Source organism: Rhizobacter sp. P2_G4 (assembly GCF_056403575.1).
In genome coordinates, this window is the sequence record NZ_JBFUFG010000004.1 from 62,333 (window position 1) to 80,979 (window position 18,647).

The window sequence follows — 18,647 nt, forward strand, 5'->3', positions numbered from 1 at the left end:
ACCCCCAGCTTGCGCCGCCGCCGCCCCGTGGTCTTGCGAAAGATCTGACATGACACGCAACCCACAGCTGAACAAACACGGCGAGCTGATTCACCTGCTCTCCATCGAAGGCCTGCCGCGCGCAGTGCTGCACAGCATTCTCGACACCGCCGGCACCTTCCTGAGTGTCAACGATCGCGAGGTGAAGAAGGTGCCGCTGCTGCGCGGCAAGAGCGTGTTCAATCTCTTCTTCGAGAACAGCACGCGCACTCGCACCACCTTCGAGATCGCGGCCAAGCGCCTGAGTGCCGACGTGATCAACCTCGACATCGCCAAGTCGAGCGCCGCCAAGGGCGAGAGCCTGCTCGACACCATCGCGAACCTCAGCGCCATGCATGCCGACATGTTCGTCGTGCGGCACAGCGAGAGCGGCGCGCCCTACCTGATCGCGCAGCACTGCGCCCCGCACGTGCACGTGGTGAACGCCGGCGACGGCCGGCATGCGCACCCGACGCAGGGGCTGCTCGACATGTACACCATCCGCCACTACAAGCAGGACTTCACCCAGCTCACCGTGGCCATCGTTGGTGACATCGTGCACTCGCGCGTGGCGCGCTCCGACATCAATGCCCTCACCACGCTCGGCGTGCCCGAGATCCGCGCCGTCGGTCCCAAGACACTGGTGCCCGGCGACCTGAAGGAGATGGGCGTGCGCGTGTGCCACGACATGGTCGAAGGCATCAAGGGCGCCGACGTGATCATCATGCTGCGCCTGCAGAACGAGCGCATGAGCGGCGCCATGCTGCCCAGCGCCGGCGAGTTCTTCAAGAACTACGGCCTCACCCAAGAGAAACTCGCGCACGCCAAGCCCGATGCGATCGTCATGCACCCCGGCCCGATCAACCGTGGCGTCGAGATCGACTCGTCGGTGGCCGATGGCAAGCAGAGCGTGATCCTGCCGCAGGTCACCTTTGGCATCGCGGTGCGCATGGCGGTGATGTCGACGATCGCAGGCAACAACGCTTGAAGGGGCACACAACAAGATGAAACTCCTGATCAAGAACGGCCGGTTGGTCGACCCGGCCAGCGGCCGCGATGAAAGCGGTGACGTGGCGATTGCCGCCGGCCGCATCGTGTCGCTCGGCAAGGTGAACCCCGACTTCCGGCCAACACGCACCATCGACGCCGGCGGCCTCGTCGTGGCGCCCGGGCTGGTCGATCTCGCGGCGCGCTTGCGCGAGCCGGGCCACGAGCATGAAGGCATGCTCGAGTCGGAGATGGCTGCGGCCGTGGCCGGTGGCGTCACCAGCCTGGTGTGCCCGCCCGACACCGATCCGGCGCTCGACGAGCCGGGCCTGGTGGAGATGCTGAAGTTCCGCGCACGCAACCTGAACCAGTCGCACCTGTACCCGCTGGGTGCGTTGACACGCGGCCTGGCCGGCGAGGTGCTGACCGAGATGGCTGAACTCACCGAAGCCGGTTGCGTCGGGTTCTCGCAGGCCGACGTGGCGCTGGCCGACACCATGGTGCTGCAGCGCGCGCTGCAGTACGCCTCCACCTTCGGCTATACCGTGTGGCTGCGTCCGCAAGACGCTTACCTCGGCAAGGGCGTCGCCGCGAGCGGTGCTCTCGCCACCCGCCTCGGCCTCTCGGGCGTACCGGTGATCGCCGAGACGATCGCGCTGCACACCATCTTCGAATTGATGCGCGTGACCGGCGCTCGCGTGCACCTGTGCCGCCTCAGCAGCGCCGCTGGCATCGCGCTCGTGCGCGTGGCCAAGGCGGAAGGATTGCCCGTCACCTGCGACGTGAGCGTGAACCAGCTGCACCTCACCGACATGGACATCGGCTACTTCAACGCCGCGATGCGCCTGACGCCGCCGCTGAGGCAGCAGCGCGACCGCGATGCGATCCGCGCCGCACTGGCCGATGGCACGGTGGACGCGCTCGTCAGCGACCACACGCCGGTCGACGAAGACATGAAGACGCTGCCGTTCGCTGAGGCAGAACCTGGTGCGACCGGCCTCGAGCTGCTGCTCAGCCTGGCGCTCAAGTGGGGCGAAGAGCAGGGCATCGGCCTCGGCAAGACGCTGGCTGCCGTGACATCCGAGCCCGTGCGGGCGCTGGGTGACGCGCTGGGCTCGCTCTCTTCCAGCGCGGGCCGCCTGGTTGAAGGCGGCGTCGCCGACATCTGCCTGTTCGACGAGAAGGCACGCTGGACGGTGGAGCCCGCTGCGCTCAAGAGCCAGGGCAAACATTCGCCGTTCGCGGGGTACGAATTGCCCGGTCGGGTGAAGTACACGCTGGTTGCCGGCCATGTGGCCTACGAGGCCGCTTGAGCGCGCCGTTGCGCACCTTGCGCGGCCTATGGCGGCTGGCTCATTGCTGCGTGCACTTGGCCGCAGGCATGTTGCGTTGCGCGTTCATCTTCCCGTTCGTCGGGCCGGCCACGCGCATGCAGCAGGTCGGCGCCTGGTGCGCCAAGATGGCACGCGTCCTCGGCATGCACATCGAATCCGCCGGTATTTCACACGACGGGCCGGTGCTGCTGGTCGCCAATCACATGTCGTGGCTTGACATCCTCGCCATCAACGCGGTACACCCCGCGCGCTTCGTCTCGAAGGCCGACGTGCGTGCGTGGCCGTTGCTGGGCTGGCTGGTCGCGAACGGCGGCACCGTGTTCATCGAGCGTGAACGCAAGCGTGATGCCTTGCGTGTGGTGCACCAGATCGCCGACTCGCTCAAGCAGGGCCACACGATCGCGATGTTCCCCGAAGGCACCACCGGCGACGGCACGACGCTGCTGCCCTTCCATGCCAATTTGCTCCAGGCAGCGGTGTCGACCGGCACGCCGCTTCAGCCGATCGCCCTACGCTACATCGATGCCGATTCGCAGCCCAGCCGCGCCGTGGTGTGGATCGGCGACACGACCCTCGTCACCTCGCTGTGGCAGGTCGCCACAGCGCACCGCATGCGGGCCTTCGTGACGCAGCTACCGGCCTTATCGACACACGAACGCGAGCGGCGTGAGCTGGCCGAGACCGTACGCAGCCAGATCGCCGGCGCCTTGGGATTCGACGCGTCTTCGCTGGCCGGGCACTGACCCGTTAGAGGCACCTGCCCGGCAGGTAGCTGCTGGGGACATCGGTCTTGTCCGTGCCCATCGCCTTCATCTTGTCGGGCGGTTTGGCGTGGCCGCAGACCCAGGTCACAGGCACCACGGGTGCGTCTTCCACCACGGCGGGGCGCAGCGTCAAGGTCTTGCCCTTCAGGGCCCCGTTGGCACGGTTGCCGAACACGATGTGAATGGCGCCGGCCTCCACGGTGACCGATTGCACGACGTTGTTGACGATCTTGTCCGGCACCGGCAAGCCCACCGCTGCGTTGTCGTCCGGCATGCTCTTCATCACCGACCAGGCCGCCTCGATCGGCTTCTTGGCAATGTCGGCCAATGGCAAGGCCTCGGCAATCTGCTCACGGATGAACTTGCCTTGCAGGCTGGGCACGGCCATCAGCGCCAGGATGGCAATGATGGCCACCACGATCATGACCTCGATGAGGGTGAAACCGGAAGAGCGGCGGATCGATGTGTTCACGCGTGAGGGCGGCGGTGAGCCGCTTTGCCTGAGATGGGAGCATTCTGCGGCAATCGAGCCGCTGGCTCGCAGGCGAAGCACGGGTCGCTGTGTCACAGTCAGTAAGGCCCGCAGCATGAAGACGTTCGACACACTCGCCACCCGAAAAGCCCTTGGCTTCGATCGCCTCGTGCCCGCGGTCGCGCAGATGTTTTCCGTCGGCTGCGAGGTGCCGGCGCGCCACGTGCACAGCCTGCCCATCGAAGGCGGCAGTGGCGTGACCGTGCTCATCATGCCGGCCTGGCAGGCGGGCCGTTATTTCGGCGTCAAGACGGTGATGATCGCGCCCGACAACTCGCAGCAAGGGTTGCCGGGGCTGCATTCCACGTATCTGCTCTACGACGCTCGCACCGGCGTGCCGCTGGCTCAGATGGACGGCAACGAGATCACGTCGCGGCGGACGGCTGCTGCGTCTGCGCTGGCTGCTTCCTATCTGGCGCGTCGCACCTCGCGCCATCTTCTGATCGTCGGTGCCGGCCGTGTCGCCAGCCTGCTTGCGGAGGCGTACCGCAGTGTGTTGCCCATTGAGAATGTCAGTGTGTGGAGCCGAAAGCTACCGGCCGCCGCACAGCTCGCTGCGGCTGTGCGCGAGAGTGGTTTCGAAGCTGCGCCCTGCGCTGACCTGGCAAAGGCGGTCGCCGATGCCGACATCGTCAGCTGCGCCACGCTGTCCACCGATCCACTGATCCGCGGTGAATGGCTGCGCGATGGGACGCACCTCGACCTGATCGGCAGCTTCACCCCAACGATGCGGGAGGCCGACGACGACTGCTTTCGTGGCGCGAGCATCTACGTCGACACCGAAGAGGCATGGCACAAGAGCGGCGAACTGCTTGGACCGATGTCGCGCGGCGTGTTCGCATCGAGCGATGTGCGCGGCACACTGGCGCAGCTGTGCAGTGGCGCACGAGCAGGGCGTACGTCGGCCGTCGAGCGCACGCTGTTCAAGTCGGTGGGGACGGCGCTCGAAGATCTGGCCGCAGCCGTGTTGGTTTACGAATCGGCGGCCTGACGTTCTGTCATCGGTTCACTCGAGCAGCGGCGCGGCAGGCGTCAACACCTCGTGGACGATCGCGGCCAACTGCTCGAGCGTGTATTCCTTCTGGATCAGCCCGCGCACGCCGGCGTGTTTTGCTTTCTCACGCATGTCGTCGGACACATAGCCCGAGCTGATGACTAAGGGCAGGTCCGGCCGAATGCGCGCCACCGCCAAGACCAGATCCATGCCGGTGACTTCGGGCATGTTGTAGTCGGTGACGACGAGGTCGAAAGCATCGGGCTGGGTGCGAATGCGTTCAATGGCCTCTCGCGGCCGCTCAATCGCGGTGACGCGGTAGCCCGCGCGCTGGAGCAGGCTTTCGACCAGCAGCAGCATTGCGGGGTCGTCGTCGACGTACAGCACGTGCTGCCCGCTTCCCTGCGGTGCACGCGGCGGTGATGCCGCCACCTCGGCCACACTGTTCTCGGCCAGCACCAGCGGAAAGTACAGGTGGAAGGTGCTGCCGTGGCCGAGCGTGCTGTCGACGGTGATGGCCCCCTGGTGCGCGCTCACGATGCCATGCACCACCGACAACCCGAGGCCCGTGCCCTGGCCCACCGGCTTGGTCGTGAAAAAGGGCTCGAACACCCGCGAGCGGGTGAGTTCGCTCATGCCGGTGCCGGTGTCGCTAACCCACAGGTGCGCGTAGCGTCCGGGCTCGACCGTGCCCAGGCCGCGCGCGGGATCGGCGCGCAGCTCGGCGGCGTCGAGCCCGATCGTGATGCGGCCGCTGCGGCCCAGCAGCGCGTGCCAGGCGTTGGTGCAGAGGTTCGTCAAGACCTGTTGGACCTGCGTGGCGTCTGCTCCCACCAGCAGCGGCTCGTCGCTGAGATCGAGCGACAGCTCCACCGAAGCCGGCAACGTGGCGCGCAGCAAGGCGACCGATTGCTCGACCAGCGGCCGCATCGGCTGGCTCACCAGCACATGCGGCTGCATGCGGCTGAACGCGAGGATCTTCTGCACCAGGCTGCGGCCGCGCACGCCGGCCAGTTCGATCTGCTCCAGGCAGGTCTGGTCCGCAGAGTTCGCGGCGGCCTGTTGCCGTGCGAGTGCGGCGTTGCCGAGAATGGCCGCGAGGATGTTGTTGAAGTCGTGTGCAATGCCGCCAGCCAGCGTGCCGATGGCTTCCATCTTCTGCGACTCGCGAAGCTGCGATTCGAGCAGGCCGCGCTTGGCCTCGGCCTGCTTGCGTTCGGTGATGTCGGTGACCATGCCGAGCGCGCCGGCCGGTTTGCCGCTCGCATCGACGATGGGCGCCACCGACATCGCGGCCCAGAGGTCGGAGCCGTCGGGCCGGCGAAAACGCAGGTCGCGCGGCTCGCGCGGAGCTGCCTCCTGCCGTTCGATGTCGGCCAGCGCGATCGGCCGGTCGTGCTCGTGGATGAAATCGAGCAAGGGCCGGTTCTGCATGTCGCTCGCAGCGCAACCCAGCATCTGCAGCATCTTCGGGTTGGCGAAGGCAATGCGTTGCTGCGCGTCGATGAGCCAGATGCCTTCGTTCGCGGTCTCGACGATGCGCCGGTAGCGCTCTTCGCTGTCGCGCAACTCGCGTGTCATCGCATGGGCCACGCCGTAGGCGCGGGCTCGCCCCGTGATCAGCAGATAGGTGAGCAGCGTCAGCAGGAGGCTGAGCCCGACACCGGCCACGAGGATGATGCGGGTCGAATCGCGATGGTGGCGCTGTTCGAAGGCGGCGAGCGTGCGCACCGAGACCGTCCAGGTACGGCCTGCGACGCTGACGAACTCCTGCGTCTCGAAGCGCGGTGGTGTGGCGTCGTCGGTGGCGCCCGAGCGAAACACGGCCGTGTCGCTGCCGGGTTGGGCGGTGTCGTCGATGCGCACGGCCAGGCCGGGCGTGCTTTCGCCGTACAGGCTCGACATCAAATCGCCCATGCGCACGCCGGCCCACACCCAGCCTTCGAGGTTCTTGCGCCGGGCCTCGATGCTGTCGAGCGCTTGCCCCTTGGCATACAGCGGCAGCACCATCAGAAAACCGTACTGCGGTTCCCCGTCGGGCTCGGTCACCAGGCGAACTCGGCCGGTGACTGCCACGGTGCCCGAATCGCGCGCCTTCAGCAGGGCAGCGCGACGCACCGGGTCGGAGTAGATGTCGTAGCCCAGCGCCCTGAGGTTGTATCCGACGCCCGGCGCAATGTAGGTGACCGGCACATAGGTGTCGCGTTGGCCAGCGGGCGCGATGGTGTAGCTGACGACGCCACTGGCTCGCTGCATGGCGACGTGAGCGGGGGCTTGCTCGCCGGGCAGCAGCGGGCCATAGGCAAAGGCCTGCAGGCCGGCGATGTCGGTACCGGCCAGCAGCGCGTTCACGTAGGTTTCGAAACTGGCGCGGTCGACGCGTTCGTTGGCCATGAACAGGCCTTGCAGGCCGCGCAGGATCTGCTCGTAGCTGCTGGTGCGCTGCTCGATGCGGTCGGCGGTCTGGCGCACGGCGGTCTCGAAACTCGCGCGGAGGCTGCGTGCGTCGGTTTCCTTCTCGAGCCGCCACAACCAAGCGGTGATGCCGAGCGAGCCGGCGCCGACAGTCAGGGCCAGCAGGAGCGGGAGCGCGCGTTTCAAGCGGAGTTCTCGCTCGGTCTCAGTACTGCGTCATGGTGCGCGCCAGATCGGCGGGGAAGTACTTCTGGAAAATCCGCTGCACCGTGCCGTCGGCACGCATCTCTTTGATCAGTGCGCGCCAGGCTTCTTGCTGTGCCACAGGCAGGCTCTTCTTCGACATGATCAGCCCGTGCGGCACCGGCGGGTCATCGAACTCGAGGATGGAGGTCTGTGCGCGAATGGCTGCACGCTGCACCGTGGGGTAGTCGAAGGGCTCGATGATCATCCCCTGGATGCGCTTGTCGAGCAGTATTTCGTAGAGCGGGTCGAGGCTGTTGGCGAAGCTCACGCGCTGCTCACCGTCGAGTTTGTCGACCAGTTGGTTGGCGCTCGGGTTGTAGCGAAAGCTGCGTATCGCGCCCAGCCGCAGCGCGGTATTGCGCTCGAAGTCAGCGAGTGTCTTCACCTCTGCATCCTGGCGTACCAGCAGGTAGTACTTGTTGGCGAAGTACCAGGCAAAGGCGGCAAATCGGTCGCGGGATTCGTTGGTGATGCCCGAAAGGCTGAAGTCGAGGCCGCCGGATTCGATGAGCTGCCAGATGCGCGCGCGCGGCATCACCGTGATGACGAGCTTGCAGCCACTGCGTCGCGAAAGTTCATCGGCGATGTCCTTGTCGATGCCTTCGTTCGTCTGCGTGGAGTAGAGCAGGCCGTGGTCGTGAAGGGCCAGGCTCAGCGAACGGGAACAATCGGGCTTGCCATCTGCAAAGGCGGCATGCGAGCCCAGCACAAGCGTCCACATCAGCAGGAAGCAGCGGAGCAGTCGCATGTTCGTGTTCTCTTGGGACGATGGACGAGCATAGTGGGCCATCGCGCCTTGCTGCGCAACCTGCAGAGTGTCTATGAGGCTGGCCGGCACCCGCCGTGCAAAACATCACGCAGGTCACCGGCGCTTGGCGCTCGCTGGCGTGTGGATCCCGTGCCGCAAGTTGCCCAGGCGACAGCATGCCGTCCAGGGTCTGCGCTATGGTCGAGGCTCCGCTGGCCCCACACGCTTTGACTCCCGTTTCCTCACATTCCGCCCGTTTGCGCCTGGCTCGTTTTCTGGTTCGCAAATATTTCGCGCGTCCCCGTGGCGTGTGGGCCCTGGCGGGGCCGGTGCTGGTGCAGGAGCTGGCCCTTGTGCTGACCGGCGCGGTGGTGATGGCGCTGGCCAGCCACCTCGGGCCGGCGTCGGTGGCTGCCATCGGCATGATCGATGCGCTGGGCTTCCTGCTGAACGCGGTGTATGGCGGCCTCGCCATGGGTTCCATCGTCACGGTGGCTCATTGCCTGGGCGCTGGCCGCCGCGACGACCTGCGTGCTGTGGCCTTCAGCGCGTTGCTGATGGCGCTGTGCGGCGGGGTGCTGGTGGCCACGCTGCTGTGGTTCACGCGAAGTGGCTGGCTCGCGTTGCTGCTGCCAGGTGCCGAAGCGTCGGTGGTGACGCAGGCGGATCACTACTTCCGTTGGCTCATTGCCGCCGGGCTGCCCACCTCGCTGGTGATGGTGGGTTGCGGTGTGCTGCGTGGCATGGCACGCACCGATGCGGCCATGCGCGTGCAGGTTGCCATGAACCTGCTGCAGATCGTGTTCGCAGCGTTGTTCATGCGGGGCGTCGACGGCAGCGTGGGCGGTGCCGGGGTGGCCTTGCTGATCGCACGCAGTGCGGGAGCGGCACTGGCCTTGTTGGCGCTGTGGCCCACGCTGCAGCGGCGCGCTGCACACCWGCCAGGCTGGCCGGTGCGCAGCGAATTCGTCCGCGCCATCCTGCGCGTGGGCTGGCCGGCCGCGCTCGAGGCCTCGTTCTTTCATGTGGGCAAGGTGATCACGCAGACGATGGTGGTCGGCCTGGGCACCAGCGCCATGGCCGCCAATTTCGTGGCGGCCTATGTCAGTGCGCTGCTCAACGCGCCAGGCACCGCGCTGGGTGTGGCCGCGACCACACTGGTGGGGTTGAGCCTCGGTGCCGGCCGGGCATTTGCTGCACAGCGCCTGCTGCTGCGGCTGATCCGCAGCGCACGCTGGGCGCTCACCGCCTTGGCACTCGTGGTCTTGCCTTTGGCCTGGCCGTTGGCGGGCCTGTTCGGCAACGACCCCGAGGTGAGGCGGCAAGCCACCTGGTTGATCTGGCTCAGTTGCCTGTTCATGCCGGTGTGGGCGACATCGTTCGTGCTGCCGGCCGGCTTGCGGGGAGCAGGCGACACGCGCTACGCGCTGGCCGTCGGCACCGCGACGATGTGGGGGCTGCGCATCCTGGCCGGCTATGGCCTGGGCATCATGCTCGGCCTGGGCGTTGTCGGTGTGTGGTTGGGGATGTTCGGCGACTGGGTGGTTCGCGGCTGGCTTTTTCGCAAGCGCCTGCGCGGCCAGGCGTGGACGCGCCACCGCCTGCTGCGCTGAGGCGCGGCGCTCAGCCCTTCTTGCCCTGGTTGGCCACCGCCGCGGCGGCCTTGGCTGCAGCTTCGGCGTCACCCAGGTAGTAGCTCTTGATGGGCTTCAGCTGCGCATCCAGCTCATAGACCAGCGGGATGCCGTTGGGGATGTTCACGCCGACGATGTCGTCGTCGGCGATGTTGTCCAGGTACTTCACCAGTGCGCGGATGCTGTTGCCGTGCGCGGCGATCACGATGCGCTTGCCAGCCTTGATGGCGGGCGCGATGCTGTCGTTCCAAACCGGCATCACGCGGGCCACGGTGTCCTTGAGGCATTCGGTCAGCGGAACGTCTTCGGGCTTCAACTTGGCGTAACGGATGTCGCTGCGTTGGCTGAGCGGAGCGTCTGCGGCCAGCGGCGGCGGCGGGGTGTCGTAGCTGCGGCGCCAGATCAGCACCTGCTCGTCGCCGTACTGCTTGGCGGTCTCGGCCTTGTTCAGGCCTTGCAGGCCACCGTAGTGGCGTTCGTTCAAACGCCAGTGGTGCACCACCGGCAGCCAGGTGCGGTCCATCTGGTCGAGCGTGTGCCAGAGGGTCCAGATGGCGCGCTTGAGCACGGAGGTGTAGGCCACGTCGAAGTCGTACCCGTTCTCCTTCAGCAGCCGCCCGGCCTGCTGCGCTTGCGCCACGCCGGTGGGCGTGAGCTCCACGTCGACCCAGCCAGTGAATCGGTTTTCGAGGTTCCAGGTCGACTCGCCGTGGCGAATGAGCACAAGTTTGTACATGGCGTGGGTAGGCGAGGGATTGAATTCAGGCGACAGAGGCCTGAATTCTATAATTCGCGTTTGCTTCCAACACCCTGGGCCTCTTCGTGAAATTCATAGTCGACAACTGGTATCTGATCGCGGTGGCCCTGGTTTCGGGTGGATTGCTGCTGTGGCCGCGCCTGCGTGCGGGCGCGCAAGGCGGCGGGGTATCTGCTGCCGAAGCGGTGCAACTGATCAATCGCGAGCGTGCCGTTCTGATCGATGTGAGCGAGCCGGCAGAGTACGCCGCAGGCCATGCCGGTGGTTCGAAGAACGTGCCCCTGGCCAAGCTGGAATCGGCTGGCGACCTGCCCAAGAACAAGGCCTTGCCGCTGGTGGTGGTGTGCGCGACCGGCGCGCGCGCTTCGCGCGCCGTGGGTACCCTACACAAGCTCGGTTTCGCGAATGCGCGTCCTCTGGCCGGTGGCCTGAAGGCGTGGCGCGAAGCCAATCTGCCGGTCGAGAAATCGGCCTGATCTCAGCTGGACCACAGGAGGCAGTGAATGCAGGCGGTGAAGATGTACACCACCCAGGTGTGCCCGTTTTGTCAACGCGCCAAGATGCTGCTCAAGCAGCGTGGCGTTGACGAGATCGACGAAGTGCGTGTGGACCTGGACCCCTCGCAGCGCGACACCATGATCCAGATCACTGGCCGCCGTACGGTGCCGCAGATTTTCATCGGCAGCACCCATGTCGGCGGCTGCGATGACCTGGTCGCGCTCGACCAACGCGGTGGCTTGATGCCGCTGTTGAACGGCGCCGCCAACTAGGTTCACCGGGACCCATCCCCGGTATCCGAAGGTCGCGGGCCGTCATTTCCCGTCGGCCATAATTCAAGGCTCAGTCCGCAGCACCACGGGTGCGGGCCTTTTGCTTTCACCCTTTTTTCCGCGAGACCACCATGGCCGACGAAACCACTTCCACTCCCGTGTTCCAGATTCAGCGCGTCTACCTGAAGGACCTGTCGCTGGAGCAACCCAACTCACCGCAGATCCTGCTGGAGCAGGCTCAGCCCCAGGTCGACATCAACCTCAACCTGGCCGCGGCGCCGGTGGTCGACGGCATCTATGAAGTGACCGTCACGGCCACCGTCACGACCACCGTGGCCGACAAGACGCTGTTCCTGGTGGAAGCCAAGCAGGCCGGCATCTTCGAAATCCGCAACATCCCCGACGACCAGCTGCAGCCCATCATCGGCATCGCTTGCCCGCAAATCATTTACCCATACCTGCGCGCGATCGTCTCTGACGTGTGCACGCGCGCCGGCTTCCCGCCGGTGGTGCTGGCCGAAGTGAACTTCCAGGCGATGTTCGAAGCGCAACAGCAACAGGCGACCGCAGCCAACGGCGCGCCCGCCAGCCTGAACTGATCACCGCCAGGCACCGATGAATCTGACGGTGCTGGGCGCCGGCGCCTGGGGAACGGCGCTGGCAGTGAGCACGGCCGCACGCCATGCCACGCTGCTGTGGGCGCGCGATACGCAGCAGGCGCTGCTGATGCAGTCGGCACGCGAGAACCGGCGTTATCTGTCGGGGGTGGCGCTGCCCAAGGCGCTTCAAATCGACACCGATTTCGACAGGGCGGTCGCGCATGGCCGTGATGGCCTGATCGTCATCGCGACGCCGATGGCCGGGCTGCACGAGATGCTGCAGCGCCTGCCTGACACCTCTGCTGGCGTGCTCTGGCTGTGCAAGGGATTCCAGGAAGGCACCGGCCTGCTGGGCCATGAAGTGGCGCGTGCCTCGAGACCGGGCGCTGCGAACGTCGGCATCCTGTCCGGCCCGAGTTTTGCGCTCGAGGTGGCGCGCGGCCAACCCGCTGCGTTGGTAGCGGCGAGCGCCGATGAGGCGCTGTGCCAACTGGCGGTCGAGGCGTTTCACAGCGACAGCCTGCGCATCTACGCGTCGAGCGACCCGGTTGGCGTGGAAGTGGGCGGCGCGGTGAAGAACGTGATGGCCATCGCCACCGGCATTGCCGACGGCATGCAACTCGGGCTCAACGCGCGCGCTGCCCTCATCACTCGCGGCCTCGCCGAGATGACGCGCCTGGGCGTGACGCTGGGTGCGCGGGCCGAGACCTTCATGGGACTGAGCGGCCTGGGCGATCTCGTGTTGACGTCCACGGGCGACCTGTCTCGCAATCGCAAGGTCGGGCTGCTGCTCGCCCAAGGTTTGCCGCTCGCTCAGATACTGAAGGAGCTCGGCCACGTGGCCGAAGGCGTGGCCTGTGCCTCGGTGGTGCTGAGCCGCGCACAGCAGAGCGGTGTTGACATGCCCATCACCGAAGCGGTGGTGCGTGTGCTCGATGGGCGCATCAGCCCGGTGGGAGCGATCCAGGAGCTGATGTCGCGCGACGCGCGGCGCGAAAGCTAGGCGCTCAGGCTCCGCCGTCGTAGCCGTTCTGGCGCCAGGCTTCGAACACCGCCACTGCCACCGCATTGCTGAGGTTGAGGCTGCGCTGCTCTGCGCGCATGGGCAAACGCACGCGTTGCGCGGTCGGAATGGTTTCGCGCAAGTCGGCGGGCAGTCCTGCTGTTTCCGACCCGAAGACCAGCCAATCGTCTGCCTGCCACGTGACCTGCGAGAACGGCTGGCTCCCGCGCGTGGTGAAGGCGAAGAGCCGTGCCATGTCAGGCTGCGCGCTGCTCAGGAATGCAGGCCACGAGGCGTGGCGCTGCACGCGGGCGTACTCGTGATAGTCCAGCCCCGCGCGGCGCAGCAGCTTGTCGTCCATCGAGAACCCGAGTGGTTCGATCAGGTGCAGTGCGCAGCCGGTGTTGGCCGCGAGGCGGATCACGTTGCCGGTGTTAGGCGGTATTTCGGGATGGACCAGGACGATGTTGAACATGAGGCTGCGATTGTCGGCTCAGCCCAAGCCAGGGCGAGGTGTGCGCGCGAGGGCCCAGGCTTCGACCCGAGAAGCGCCGGCCTGCTTGAGCACGCGTGCGATCTCGGCGAAGGTCGCGCCGGTGGTCAGCACGTCGTCGATCACGGCCACCGATCGGCCAGCGAGGTCCGAACGCCGCAGCGGTTCCACCGCGAACGCGCCTCGCACGTTGGCCGCGCGTTGCTCGGGCGGCAATGCCAACTGGTGCGGCGTGTCTCTCACGCGCAGCAGCAAATGTGCGTCGGCCTCGGCATGCAGTGCGCGGGCCACTCGACGTGTCAGCTCCCAGGCTTGGTTGAAACCACGTTCGCGCAGTCGCTGCGTGCTCAGCGGCACGGGGAGCAAGAGTTGCGGCACAGGTGAGGCCGCGCGTTCCTGAGCCGATCGCAGCAGCGATGACAGTGCCTCGCCCAGATCCAGCATCGCGTGGAACTTGAACTGCGTGATCAGTGCCGACCAGGGATGCGCGTAGTCCACACCGGCCACTGCGCCGTCGAACGCAGGCGGGTCGACGAGACACGCGCCGCAGATGCGGACGCCATGCGGCACTCGCAACGCGCAACGCTCGCAGCGCGGCACCGGTGACGCGAACCGCTCGACGCAGGCGGTGCAAAGGGTCTGCGTGCCCCAACTCCGGCACACCGCACACAGGCTGGGGACTTGCCGGAGCAGGCGCGTGAAAAGCATCGGGTCAATATACTGCCGCTCTCCATGAGCGAGCCCTCTGCCTCCACGACACGACACCTCGATGTGATGGCGGTGCGAGCCTGTCTCAGGCGGTTGGCCCGCGCTGAGGCAGCGCCGTGGCTTCACACTGAAGTGGCGCGCCGCATGGCCGAGCGCCTGGACATCATCCGCGCCAAGCCGCAGGCCGTGCTCGATTGGTGGGGCTTTGCGGGGGCGGGCGAAGCACTGTTGACCGAGGCTTATCCGGCGGCGCAGCGTTTCGTCGTTGAACCGACCGACGCATTGCGTGAACGCAGTCGGGTTGCGGCCAAGTCGCCGTGGTGGTCGGCACGCCATTGGCGCGGGCCGGCACCGCAGGTGTTGGGTCCCGATGACGTGGCGCCGGCCAGCGTGCAACTGGTGTGGGCCAACATGATGCTGCATGCGTCGGTGGACCCGGCCGCTCTGATTGCGCGATGGCATCGCGCATTGGGCGTGGACGGGTTCGTGATGTTCTCCTGCCTCGGCCCGGGCAGTTTGCGCGGCTTGAGCGATCTCTACCGGCGCATGGGCTGGCCACCACCGATGGCCGACTTCGTCGACATGCACGACCTGGGTGACATGCTTGTTCATGCCGGCTTTGCCGACCCGGTGATGGACCAGGAGGTGCTCACGCTCACCTGGGACGACCCCGAGGCCTTGCTGCGAGAGTTGCACGGCCTCGGTGCCAACGCGTCACCCGATCGTTTTGCCGGCTTGCGCACGCCGCGCTGGCGAACGCGCCTGCTGGCCGGGCTGCGCGAAATGGCCGGCCCCGATGGGCGCATCCACCTGCAGTTCGAAGTGGCCTATGGCCACGCCTTCAAGGCCGTGCCACGCGTTCCGTTGAGCGCCGAAACCACTGTTTCGCTGGACGACATGCGCACGATGGTGCGCAACAAATCAACCCGTGGTTGAGCCCATTGGAGGGGCACAAAAGCCTGCGTTAAACTTGTGGGCTTGAAAAATGCAAGTTCACCCGGGGGTCTTGTGCGCGCCGAACAGCGTTGGTGGGGTACTTCTGGTGGATCTGCCAGCTTGAAGCCGGTGGAGTCCTGACCGCATGCTTGCAACCAGTTCGATGGCGGCGTGGCATTCGGGTTCGGCCCCCACACCCATCCGTTTGGGGCGCGAGGCGAAAGTAGGTGCCGAATCGGGCATCGACTGGCTGCTCCAGCGCACCAACTCCATTGCACCCAGGCAACTGCTGGCGTTCTATGTGTCGCTGTGCGTGTTGTCGTTTGGGATTGCAGCGGGATTCTGGGTTCAGGGGGCGCGCATGGTGATGCCTTTCGCCGGCATTGAAATGCTGGCGGTGGGTTGTGCGTTGTGGGTGGTGGCTCGCCATGCGGCTGACAGCGAGCGCATTGAATTGAGGAACGATCGGCTGACGGTGGAGCACGCCAGCGGATCGCATGTGGAACGCGTTGAGTTCCAGCCGGCGTGGGTCCGGGTGGAACCCGGTCACGGCGACCGGTCCCTGATCGAGTTGTCTGGCCAGGGGCGGCGCATTGCGGTGGGGCGCTTCGTTCGGCCCGAACAGCGCAGCCAGCTGGCGTCGGAACTGCGCTGGGCGCTGGGCCGGTGGCGTCAGGGTGGAACGCTGACCGCTTCGATGTGAATTTTGAAAACTGAAACGACCATGATGAAGATGACGAAATCTCTTTGCCAGTCTCTCTGCAGGACAGCGGGGCAGTTCAGCCTGGCATTGGGCGCTGCACTCGCCACCTCGGCTGCCATGGCCGTCAACAACCTGCCGGGCGGCCCGGCTGTGAACCAGCTCGACCTGCACCCGCCGGTCACCAAGATCGCCGCCGAGCAGCAGCACTTGCACAACTTCATGATGATCTTGTGCTTGGTGATCTTCGTCGCCGTGTTCGGCGTCATGTTCTATTCGGTCTTCAAGCACCGCAAGTCCAAGGGCCACAAGGCCTCGAACTTCCACGAGAGCGTGAAGGTCGAAATCGCCTGGACCATCGTGCCTTTCATCATCGTGATCTTCATGGCACTGCCCGCCACCAAGGCCGTGGTTGCGATGAAGGACACGAGCGCCGCCGACCTGACCATCAAGGCAACCGGCATCCAGTGGAAGTGGGGCTACGACTACCTGAAGGGCGAGGGTGAGGGCATCGGGTTCGTCTCGACGCTTGACGTCACCCAGCGTGAGATGTCCGACGCCGGCAAGCCTTCGGGCGATGACTACCTGTTGAAGGTCGACAACCCGCTGGTGGTGCCGGTCAACAAGAAGGTCCGCATCATCACGACGGCGACGGACGTAATCCATGCCTGGATGGTGCCGGCCTTCGGCGTCAAGCAGGACGCGATCCCGGGCTTCGTGCGCGACACCTGGTTCCGCGCCGAAAAGACCGGCGACTTCTACGGCCAGTGCGCCGAGCTGTGCGGCAAGGAGCACGCCTACATGCCGATCCACGTGAAGGTGGTTTCGGCCGAGGACTACAGCAAGTGGGTCGACGGCAAGAACAAGGAAGCCGCGGCCAAGGCCGACGATCCCAACAAGGTCTGGGTGCTGCCCGATCTGGTCGCCCGCGGCGAGAAGGTGTATGCCGGCAACTGCGCGGCTTGCCACCAGGCCAACGGCAAGGGCGGTGGCCCGATCAAGGCCCTCGATGGCGACCCCGTCGTGCTTGACGCCGACAAGAGCAAGCAGATCCACGTGGTGCTGAACGGCCAGAACAACGGCGCGATGCCGTCGTGGAAGCAGCTCAGCGACACCGAGATCGCCGCCGTGATCACCTACACCAAGAACAACTGGTCCAACAAGACCGGACAGATCGTGCAGCCCGCCGAAGTGGCCGCCGCTCGCAAGTAAAACCGCGCCCCAAAGGAAGACTCATGAGTGCAGTACTCCCCCCTCACGGCCACGCGGCCGGCGATCACGCCCACGACGACCACGCGCACGATGATCATCACCCTCACGGCTGGCGCCGCTGGGTGTACGCGACCAATCACAAGGACATCGGTACGCTCTACCTGCTGTTCTCGTTCACGATGTTCCTTTTCGGCGGCGTGCTCGCGCTGCTGATCCGCGCCGAACTGTTCCAGCCCGGCCTGCAGATCGTGAACCCGCAGCTGTTCAACCAGCTGACCACGATGCACGGCCTGATCATGGTGTTCGGCGCCATCATGCCGGCCTTCGTCGGCTTCGCGAACTGGATGGTGCCGCTGCAGATCGGCGCGGCCGACATGGCCTTCGCGCGCATGAACAACCTGAGCTTCTGGCTGCTCATCCCGGCCGGCATCATGCTCGTGGGCTCGTTCTTCATGCCCGGTGGCGCCCCCGCTGCGGGCTGGACGCTCTACGCGCCGCTCACGCTGCAGATGGGCCCGTCGATGGACGCCGGCATCTTCGCGATGCACATCCTCGGCGCCAGCTCGATCATGGGGTCGATCAACATCATTGTGACCATCCTCAACATGCGCGCCCCGGGCATGACGCTGATGAAGATGCCGATGTTCTGCTGGACTTGGCTGATCACCGCCTACCTCCTGATCGCCGTGATGCCGGTGCTCGCCGGTGCCATCACGATGACGCTGACCGACCGCCACTTCGGCACCAGCTTCTTCAACCCCGCCGGTGGCGGCGACCCGGTGATGTACCAGCACATCTTCTGGTTCTTCGGCCACCCCGAGGTGTACATCATGATCTTGCCGGCCTTCGGCATCGTGAGCCACATCGTGCCGGCCTTTGCCCGCAAACGCCTGTTCGGCTACACCTCGATGGTGTACGCCACCTCGTCTATCGCCATCCTGTCGTTCATCGTGTGGGCTCACCACATGTTCACGACCGGCATGCCCGTCACCGGCCAGCTGTTCTTCATGTACGCGACCATGCTGATCGCGGTACCCACCGGCGTGAAAGTGTTCAACTGGATCGCGACCATGTGGCGCGGCTCGATGACCTTCGAGACGCCGATGCTGTTCGCCGTCGGCTTCATCTTCGTGTTCACGATGGGCGGCTTCACCGGTCTCATCTTGTCGGTGGCACCGGTCGACATTCAGCTGCAAGACACCTACTACGTCGTCGCCCACTTCCACTACGTGCTGGTGGCTGGTTCGCTGTATGCGATGTTCGCCGGCTTCTACTACTGGGCGCCCAAGTGGACGGGCGTGATGTACAACGAGACGCTGGGCAAGTGGCATTTCTGGCTGTCGCTGGTCTTCTTCAATGTCACCTTCTTCCCGATGCACTTCCTCGGGCTCGCGGGCATGCCACGCCGCTATGCCGACTACCCGATGCAGTTCGCTGACTTCAACGCGCTCGCGACCGTCGGTGCGTTCGGGTTCGGGCTGTCGCAGGTGTTCTTCCTGCTCTTCATCGTGATCCCGTGCATGCGCGGCAAGGGTGCCAAGGCCCCTCAGAAGCCATGGGAAGCCGCCGAAGGCCTGGAGTGGGAAGTGCCGTCGCCGGCACCGTTCCACACCTTCGAGACGCCGCCCAAGCTGAACGCGTCGGCCACCAAGGTCATCGGCTGATCGTCGCCAGAACCGCCATGACGCCCGAGCAAAAGAAGAACAACCGCCGGCTGGGTTTGATCCTGGCTTCGGTGGCGATCATCTTCTTCATCGGGTTCATGGCGCGCGCGGTCTTGTTCGGTTTGTGAGCGAG

At 65.8% G+C, this 18,647-nt stretch carries 20 protein-coding genes; 14 read left to right on the forward strand and 6 right to left on the reverse strand.

Annotation, left to right across the window (positions count from 1 at the left end):
* The first annotated feature begins 49 nt into the window (after positions 1-49).
* Genes AC1DYS_RS16350 through AC1DYS_RS16360 form a run of 3 tightly spaced genes read left to right on the forward strand, consistent with a single transcriptional unit; the run spans position 50 to position 3,082 of the window.
* Positions 50-1,006 carry an aspartate carbamoyltransferase catalytic subunit gene (locus tag AC1DYS_RS16350; protein WP_477900962.1) on the forward strand — a complete coding sequence of 319 codons (957 nt, stop codon included), beginning with the start codon at positions 50-52 and terminating at the stop codon, positions 1,004-1,006.
* A 16-nt stretch (positions 1,007-1,022) separates the two neighbouring features.
* Entirely contained in the window at positions 1,023-2,318 is a 1,296-nt protein-coding gene (locus AC1DYS_RS16355) for a dihydroorotase (RefSeq protein ID WP_477900964.1), read from the forward strand.
* Positions 2,315-3,082, forward strand: coding sequence for a lysophospholipid acyltransferase family protein (locus AC1DYS_RS16360; protein ID WP_477900966.1), 768 nt, complete (start codon positions 2,315-2,317; stop codon positions 3,080-3,082). Before AC1DYS_RS16355 ends, AC1DYS_RS16360 begins: the two co-directional genes overlap by 4 nt.
* 4 nt (positions 3,083-3,086) lie before the next feature.
* Here the strand turns inward: AC1DYS_RS16360 and AC1DYS_RS16365 are convergent, their stop codons facing one another.
* Complete coding sequence (locus AC1DYS_RS16365) at positions 3,087-3,575, reverse strand: pilin (RefSeq protein WP_477900968.1); 489 nt, start codon at positions 3,573-3,575, stop codon at positions 3,087-3,089.
* Positions 3,576-3,690: 115 nt separating this feature from the next.
* Here AC1DYS_RS16365 and lhpI point away from each other — a divergent pair, with 115 nt between their 5' ends.
* Positions 3,691-4,626: a bifunctional Delta(1)-pyrroline-2-carboxylate/Delta(1)-piperideine-2-carboxylate reductase gene (lhpI, locus tag AC1DYS_RS16370; RefSeq protein ID WP_477900970.1), complete on the forward strand. Its 936-nt coding sequence runs from the start codon at positions 3,691-3,693 to the stop codon at positions 4,624-4,626.
* A gap of 15 nt (positions 4,627-4,641) precedes the next feature.
* On the opposite strand, the gene AC1DYS_RS16375 is transcribed toward lhpI, so the two are convergent.
* Together AC1DYS_RS16375 and AC1DYS_RS16380 are read right to left on the reverse strand one after the other, a co-directional pair.
* Positions 4,642-7,230, reverse strand: coding sequence for a CHASE domain-containing protein (locus AC1DYS_RS16375; RefSeq protein WP_477900972.1), 2,589 nt, complete (start codon positions 7,228-7,230; stop codon positions 4,642-4,644).
* 19 nt (positions 7,231-7,249) lie between these two features.
* Positions 7,250-8,038 carry a substrate-binding periplasmic protein gene (locus AC1DYS_RS16380; protein WP_477900974.1) on the reverse strand — a complete coding sequence of 263 codons (789 nt, stop codon included), beginning with the start codon at positions 8,036-8,038 and terminating at the stop codon, positions 7,250-7,252.
* Between the two features lie 308 nt (positions 8,039-8,346).
* On the opposite strand from AC1DYS_RS16380, the gene AC1DYS_RS16385 reads away from it, so the two are divergent.
* Positions 8,347-9,651: an MATE family efflux transporter gene (locus AC1DYS_RS16385; protein ID WP_477900976.1), complete on the forward strand. Its 1,305-nt coding sequence runs from the start codon at positions 8,347-8,349 to the stop codon at positions 9,649-9,651.
* A gap of 10 nt (positions 9,652-9,661) precedes the next feature.
* On the opposite strand, the gene gpmA is transcribed toward AC1DYS_RS16385, so the two are convergent.
* Complete coding sequence (gene gpmA / locus AC1DYS_RS16390; RefSeq protein WP_477900978.1) at positions 9,662-10,408, reverse strand: 2,3-diphosphoglycerate-dependent phosphoglycerate mutase; 747 nt, start codon at positions 10,406-10,408, stop codon at positions 9,662-9,664.
* An 86-nt stretch (positions 10,409-10,494) separates the two neighbouring features.
* Here gpmA and AC1DYS_RS16395 point away from each other — a divergent pair, with 86 nt between their 5' ends.
* From AC1DYS_RS16395 to AC1DYS_RS16410, 4 genes are all read left to right on the forward strand, one after another.
* Complete coding sequence (locus tag AC1DYS_RS16395; RefSeq protein WP_477900980.1) at positions 10,495-10,905, forward strand: rhodanese-like domain-containing protein; 411 nt, start codon at positions 10,495-10,497, stop codon at positions 10,903-10,905.
* Between the two features lie 27 nt (positions 10,906-10,932).
* On the forward strand, positions 10,933-11,199 hold the full coding sequence (gene grxC / locus AC1DYS_RS16400) for a glutaredoxin 3 (RefSeq protein ID WP_477900982.1): 267 nt from the start codon (positions 10,933-10,935) through the stop codon (positions 11,197-11,199).
* 131 nt (positions 11,200-11,330) lie between these two features.
* On the forward strand, positions 11,331-11,798 hold the full coding sequence (gene secB, locus AC1DYS_RS16405; protein ID WP_047493660.1) for a protein-export chaperone SecB: 468 nt from the start codon (positions 11,331-11,333) through the stop codon (positions 11,796-11,798).
* Positions 11,799-11,814: 16 nt separating this feature from the next.
* Positions 11,815-12,801, forward strand: coding sequence for an NAD(P)H-dependent glycerol-3-phosphate dehydrogenase (locus AC1DYS_RS16410; protein ID WP_477900984.1), 987 nt, complete (start codon positions 11,815-11,817; stop codon positions 12,799-12,801).
* 4 nt (positions 12,802-12,805) lie between these two features.
* On the opposite strand, the gene trmL is transcribed toward AC1DYS_RS16410, so the two are convergent.
* Positions 12,806-13,276 (reverse strand): tRNA (uridine(34)/cytosine(34)/5-carboxymethylaminomethyluridine(34)-2'-O)-methyltransferase TrmL, encoded by a 471-nt coding sequence (trmL, locus tag AC1DYS_RS16415; protein WP_477900986.1) that lies wholly within the window; start codon positions 13,274-13,276, stop codon positions 12,806-12,808.
* A gap of 18 nt (positions 13,277-13,294) precedes the next feature.
* Entirely contained in the window at positions 13,295-14,002 is a 708-nt protein-coding gene (locus AC1DYS_RS16420) for a ComFC family protein (protein ID WP_477900988.1), read from the reverse strand.
* 144 nt (positions 14,003-14,146) lie between these two features.
* Between AC1DYS_RS16420 and AC1DYS_RS16425 the strand changes: the two genes are divergently transcribed.
* From AC1DYS_RS16425 to AC1DYS_RS16445, 5 genes are all read left to right on the forward strand, one after another.
* Positions 14,147-14,938, forward strand: coding sequence for a class I SAM-dependent methyltransferase (locus tag AC1DYS_RS16425; RefSeq protein ID WP_477900990.1), 792 nt, complete (start codon positions 14,147-14,149; stop codon positions 14,936-14,938).
* Positions 14,939-15,083: 145 nt separating this feature from the next.
* Complete coding sequence (locus AC1DYS_RS16430) at positions 15,084-15,641, forward strand: DUF2244 domain-containing protein (RefSeq protein WP_477900992.1); 558 nt, start codon at positions 15,084-15,086, stop codon at positions 15,639-15,641.
* A gap of 24 nt (positions 15,642-15,665) precedes the next feature.
* The gene (coxB, locus tag AC1DYS_RS16435; protein WP_477901910.1) at positions 15,666-16,850 is read left to right on the forward strand and encodes a cytochrome c oxidase subunit II; all 1,185 of its coding nucleotides are present in this window, start codon (positions 15,666-15,668) and stop codon (positions 16,848-16,850) included.
* A 23-nt stretch (positions 16,851-16,873) separates the two neighbouring features.
* A complete protein-coding gene (gene ctaD / locus AC1DYS_RS16440) occupies positions 16,874-18,514 on the forward strand; it encodes a cytochrome c oxidase subunit I (protein WP_477900994.1) in 1,641 nt (546 codons plus the stop codon).
* 17 nt (positions 18,515-18,531) lie between these two features.
* Entirely contained in the window at positions 18,532-18,642 is a 111-nt protein-coding gene (locus tag AC1DYS_RS16445) for a cytochrome oxidase small assembly protein (RefSeq protein ID WP_477900996.1), read from the forward strand.
* Positions 18,643-18,647 lie beyond the last annotated feature (5 nt).

Bases quoted from the DNA above. Each gene is read 5' to 3' on its own strand.
- AC1DYS_RS16350 (WP_477900962.1), top strand. From the start codon at position 50: ATGACACGCAACCCACAGCTGAACAAACACGGCGAGCTGATTCACCTG.
- AC1DYS_RS16355 (WP_477900964.1), top strand. From the start codon at position 1,023: ATGAAACTCCTGATCAAGAACGGCCGGTTGGTCGACCCGGCCAGCGGC.
- lhpI (WP_477900970.1), top strand. From the start codon at position 3,691: ATGAAGACGTTCGACACACTCGCCACCCGAAAAGCCCTTGGCTTCGAT.
- AC1DYS_RS16380 (WP_477900974.1), bottom strand. From the start codon at position 8,038: ATGCGACTGCTCCGCTGCTTCCTGCTGATGTGGACGCTTGTGCTGGGC.
- gpmA (WP_477900978.1), bottom strand. From the start codon at position 10,408: ATGTACAAACTTGTGCTCATTCGCCACGGCGAGTCGACCTGGAACCTC.
- grxC (WP_477900982.1), top strand. From the start codon at position 10,933: ATGCAGGCGGTGAAGATGTACACCACCCAGGTGTGCCCGTTTTGTCAA.
- secB (WP_047493660.1), top strand. From the start codon at position 11,331: ATGGCCGACGAAACCACTTCCACTCCCGTGTTCCAGATTCAGCGCGTC.
- AC1DYS_RS16410 (WP_477900984.1), top strand. From the start codon at position 11,815: ATGAATCTGACGGTGCTGGGCGCCGGCGCCTGGGGAACGGCGCTGGCA.
- trmL (WP_477900986.1), bottom strand. From the start codon at position 13,276: ATGTTCAACATCGTCCTGGTCCATCCCGAAATACCGCCTAACACCGGC.
- AC1DYS_RS16420 (WP_477900988.1), bottom strand. From the start codon at position 14,002: ATGCTTTTCACGCGCCTGCTCCGGCAAGTCCCCAGCCTGTGTGCGGTG.
- AC1DYS_RS16425 (WP_477900990.1), top strand. From the start codon at position 14,147: ATGGCCGAGCGCCTGGACATCATCCGCGCCAAGCCGCAGGCCGTGCTC.
- AC1DYS_RS16430 (WP_477900992.1), top strand. From the start codon at position 15,084: ATGCTTGCAACCAGTTCGATGGCGGCGTGGCATTCGGGTTCGGCCCCC.
- coxB (WP_477901910.1), top strand. From the start codon at position 15,666: ATGAAGATGACGAAATCTCTTTGCCAGTCTCTCTGCAGGACAGCGGGG.
- ctaD (WP_477900994.1), top strand. From the start codon at position 16,874: ATGAGTGCAGTACTCCCCCCTCACGGCCACGCGGCCGGCGATCACGCC.
- AC1DYS_RS16445 (WP_477900996.1), top strand. From the start codon at position 18,532: ATGACGCCCGAGCAAAAGAAGAACAACCGCCGGCTGGGTTTGATCCTG.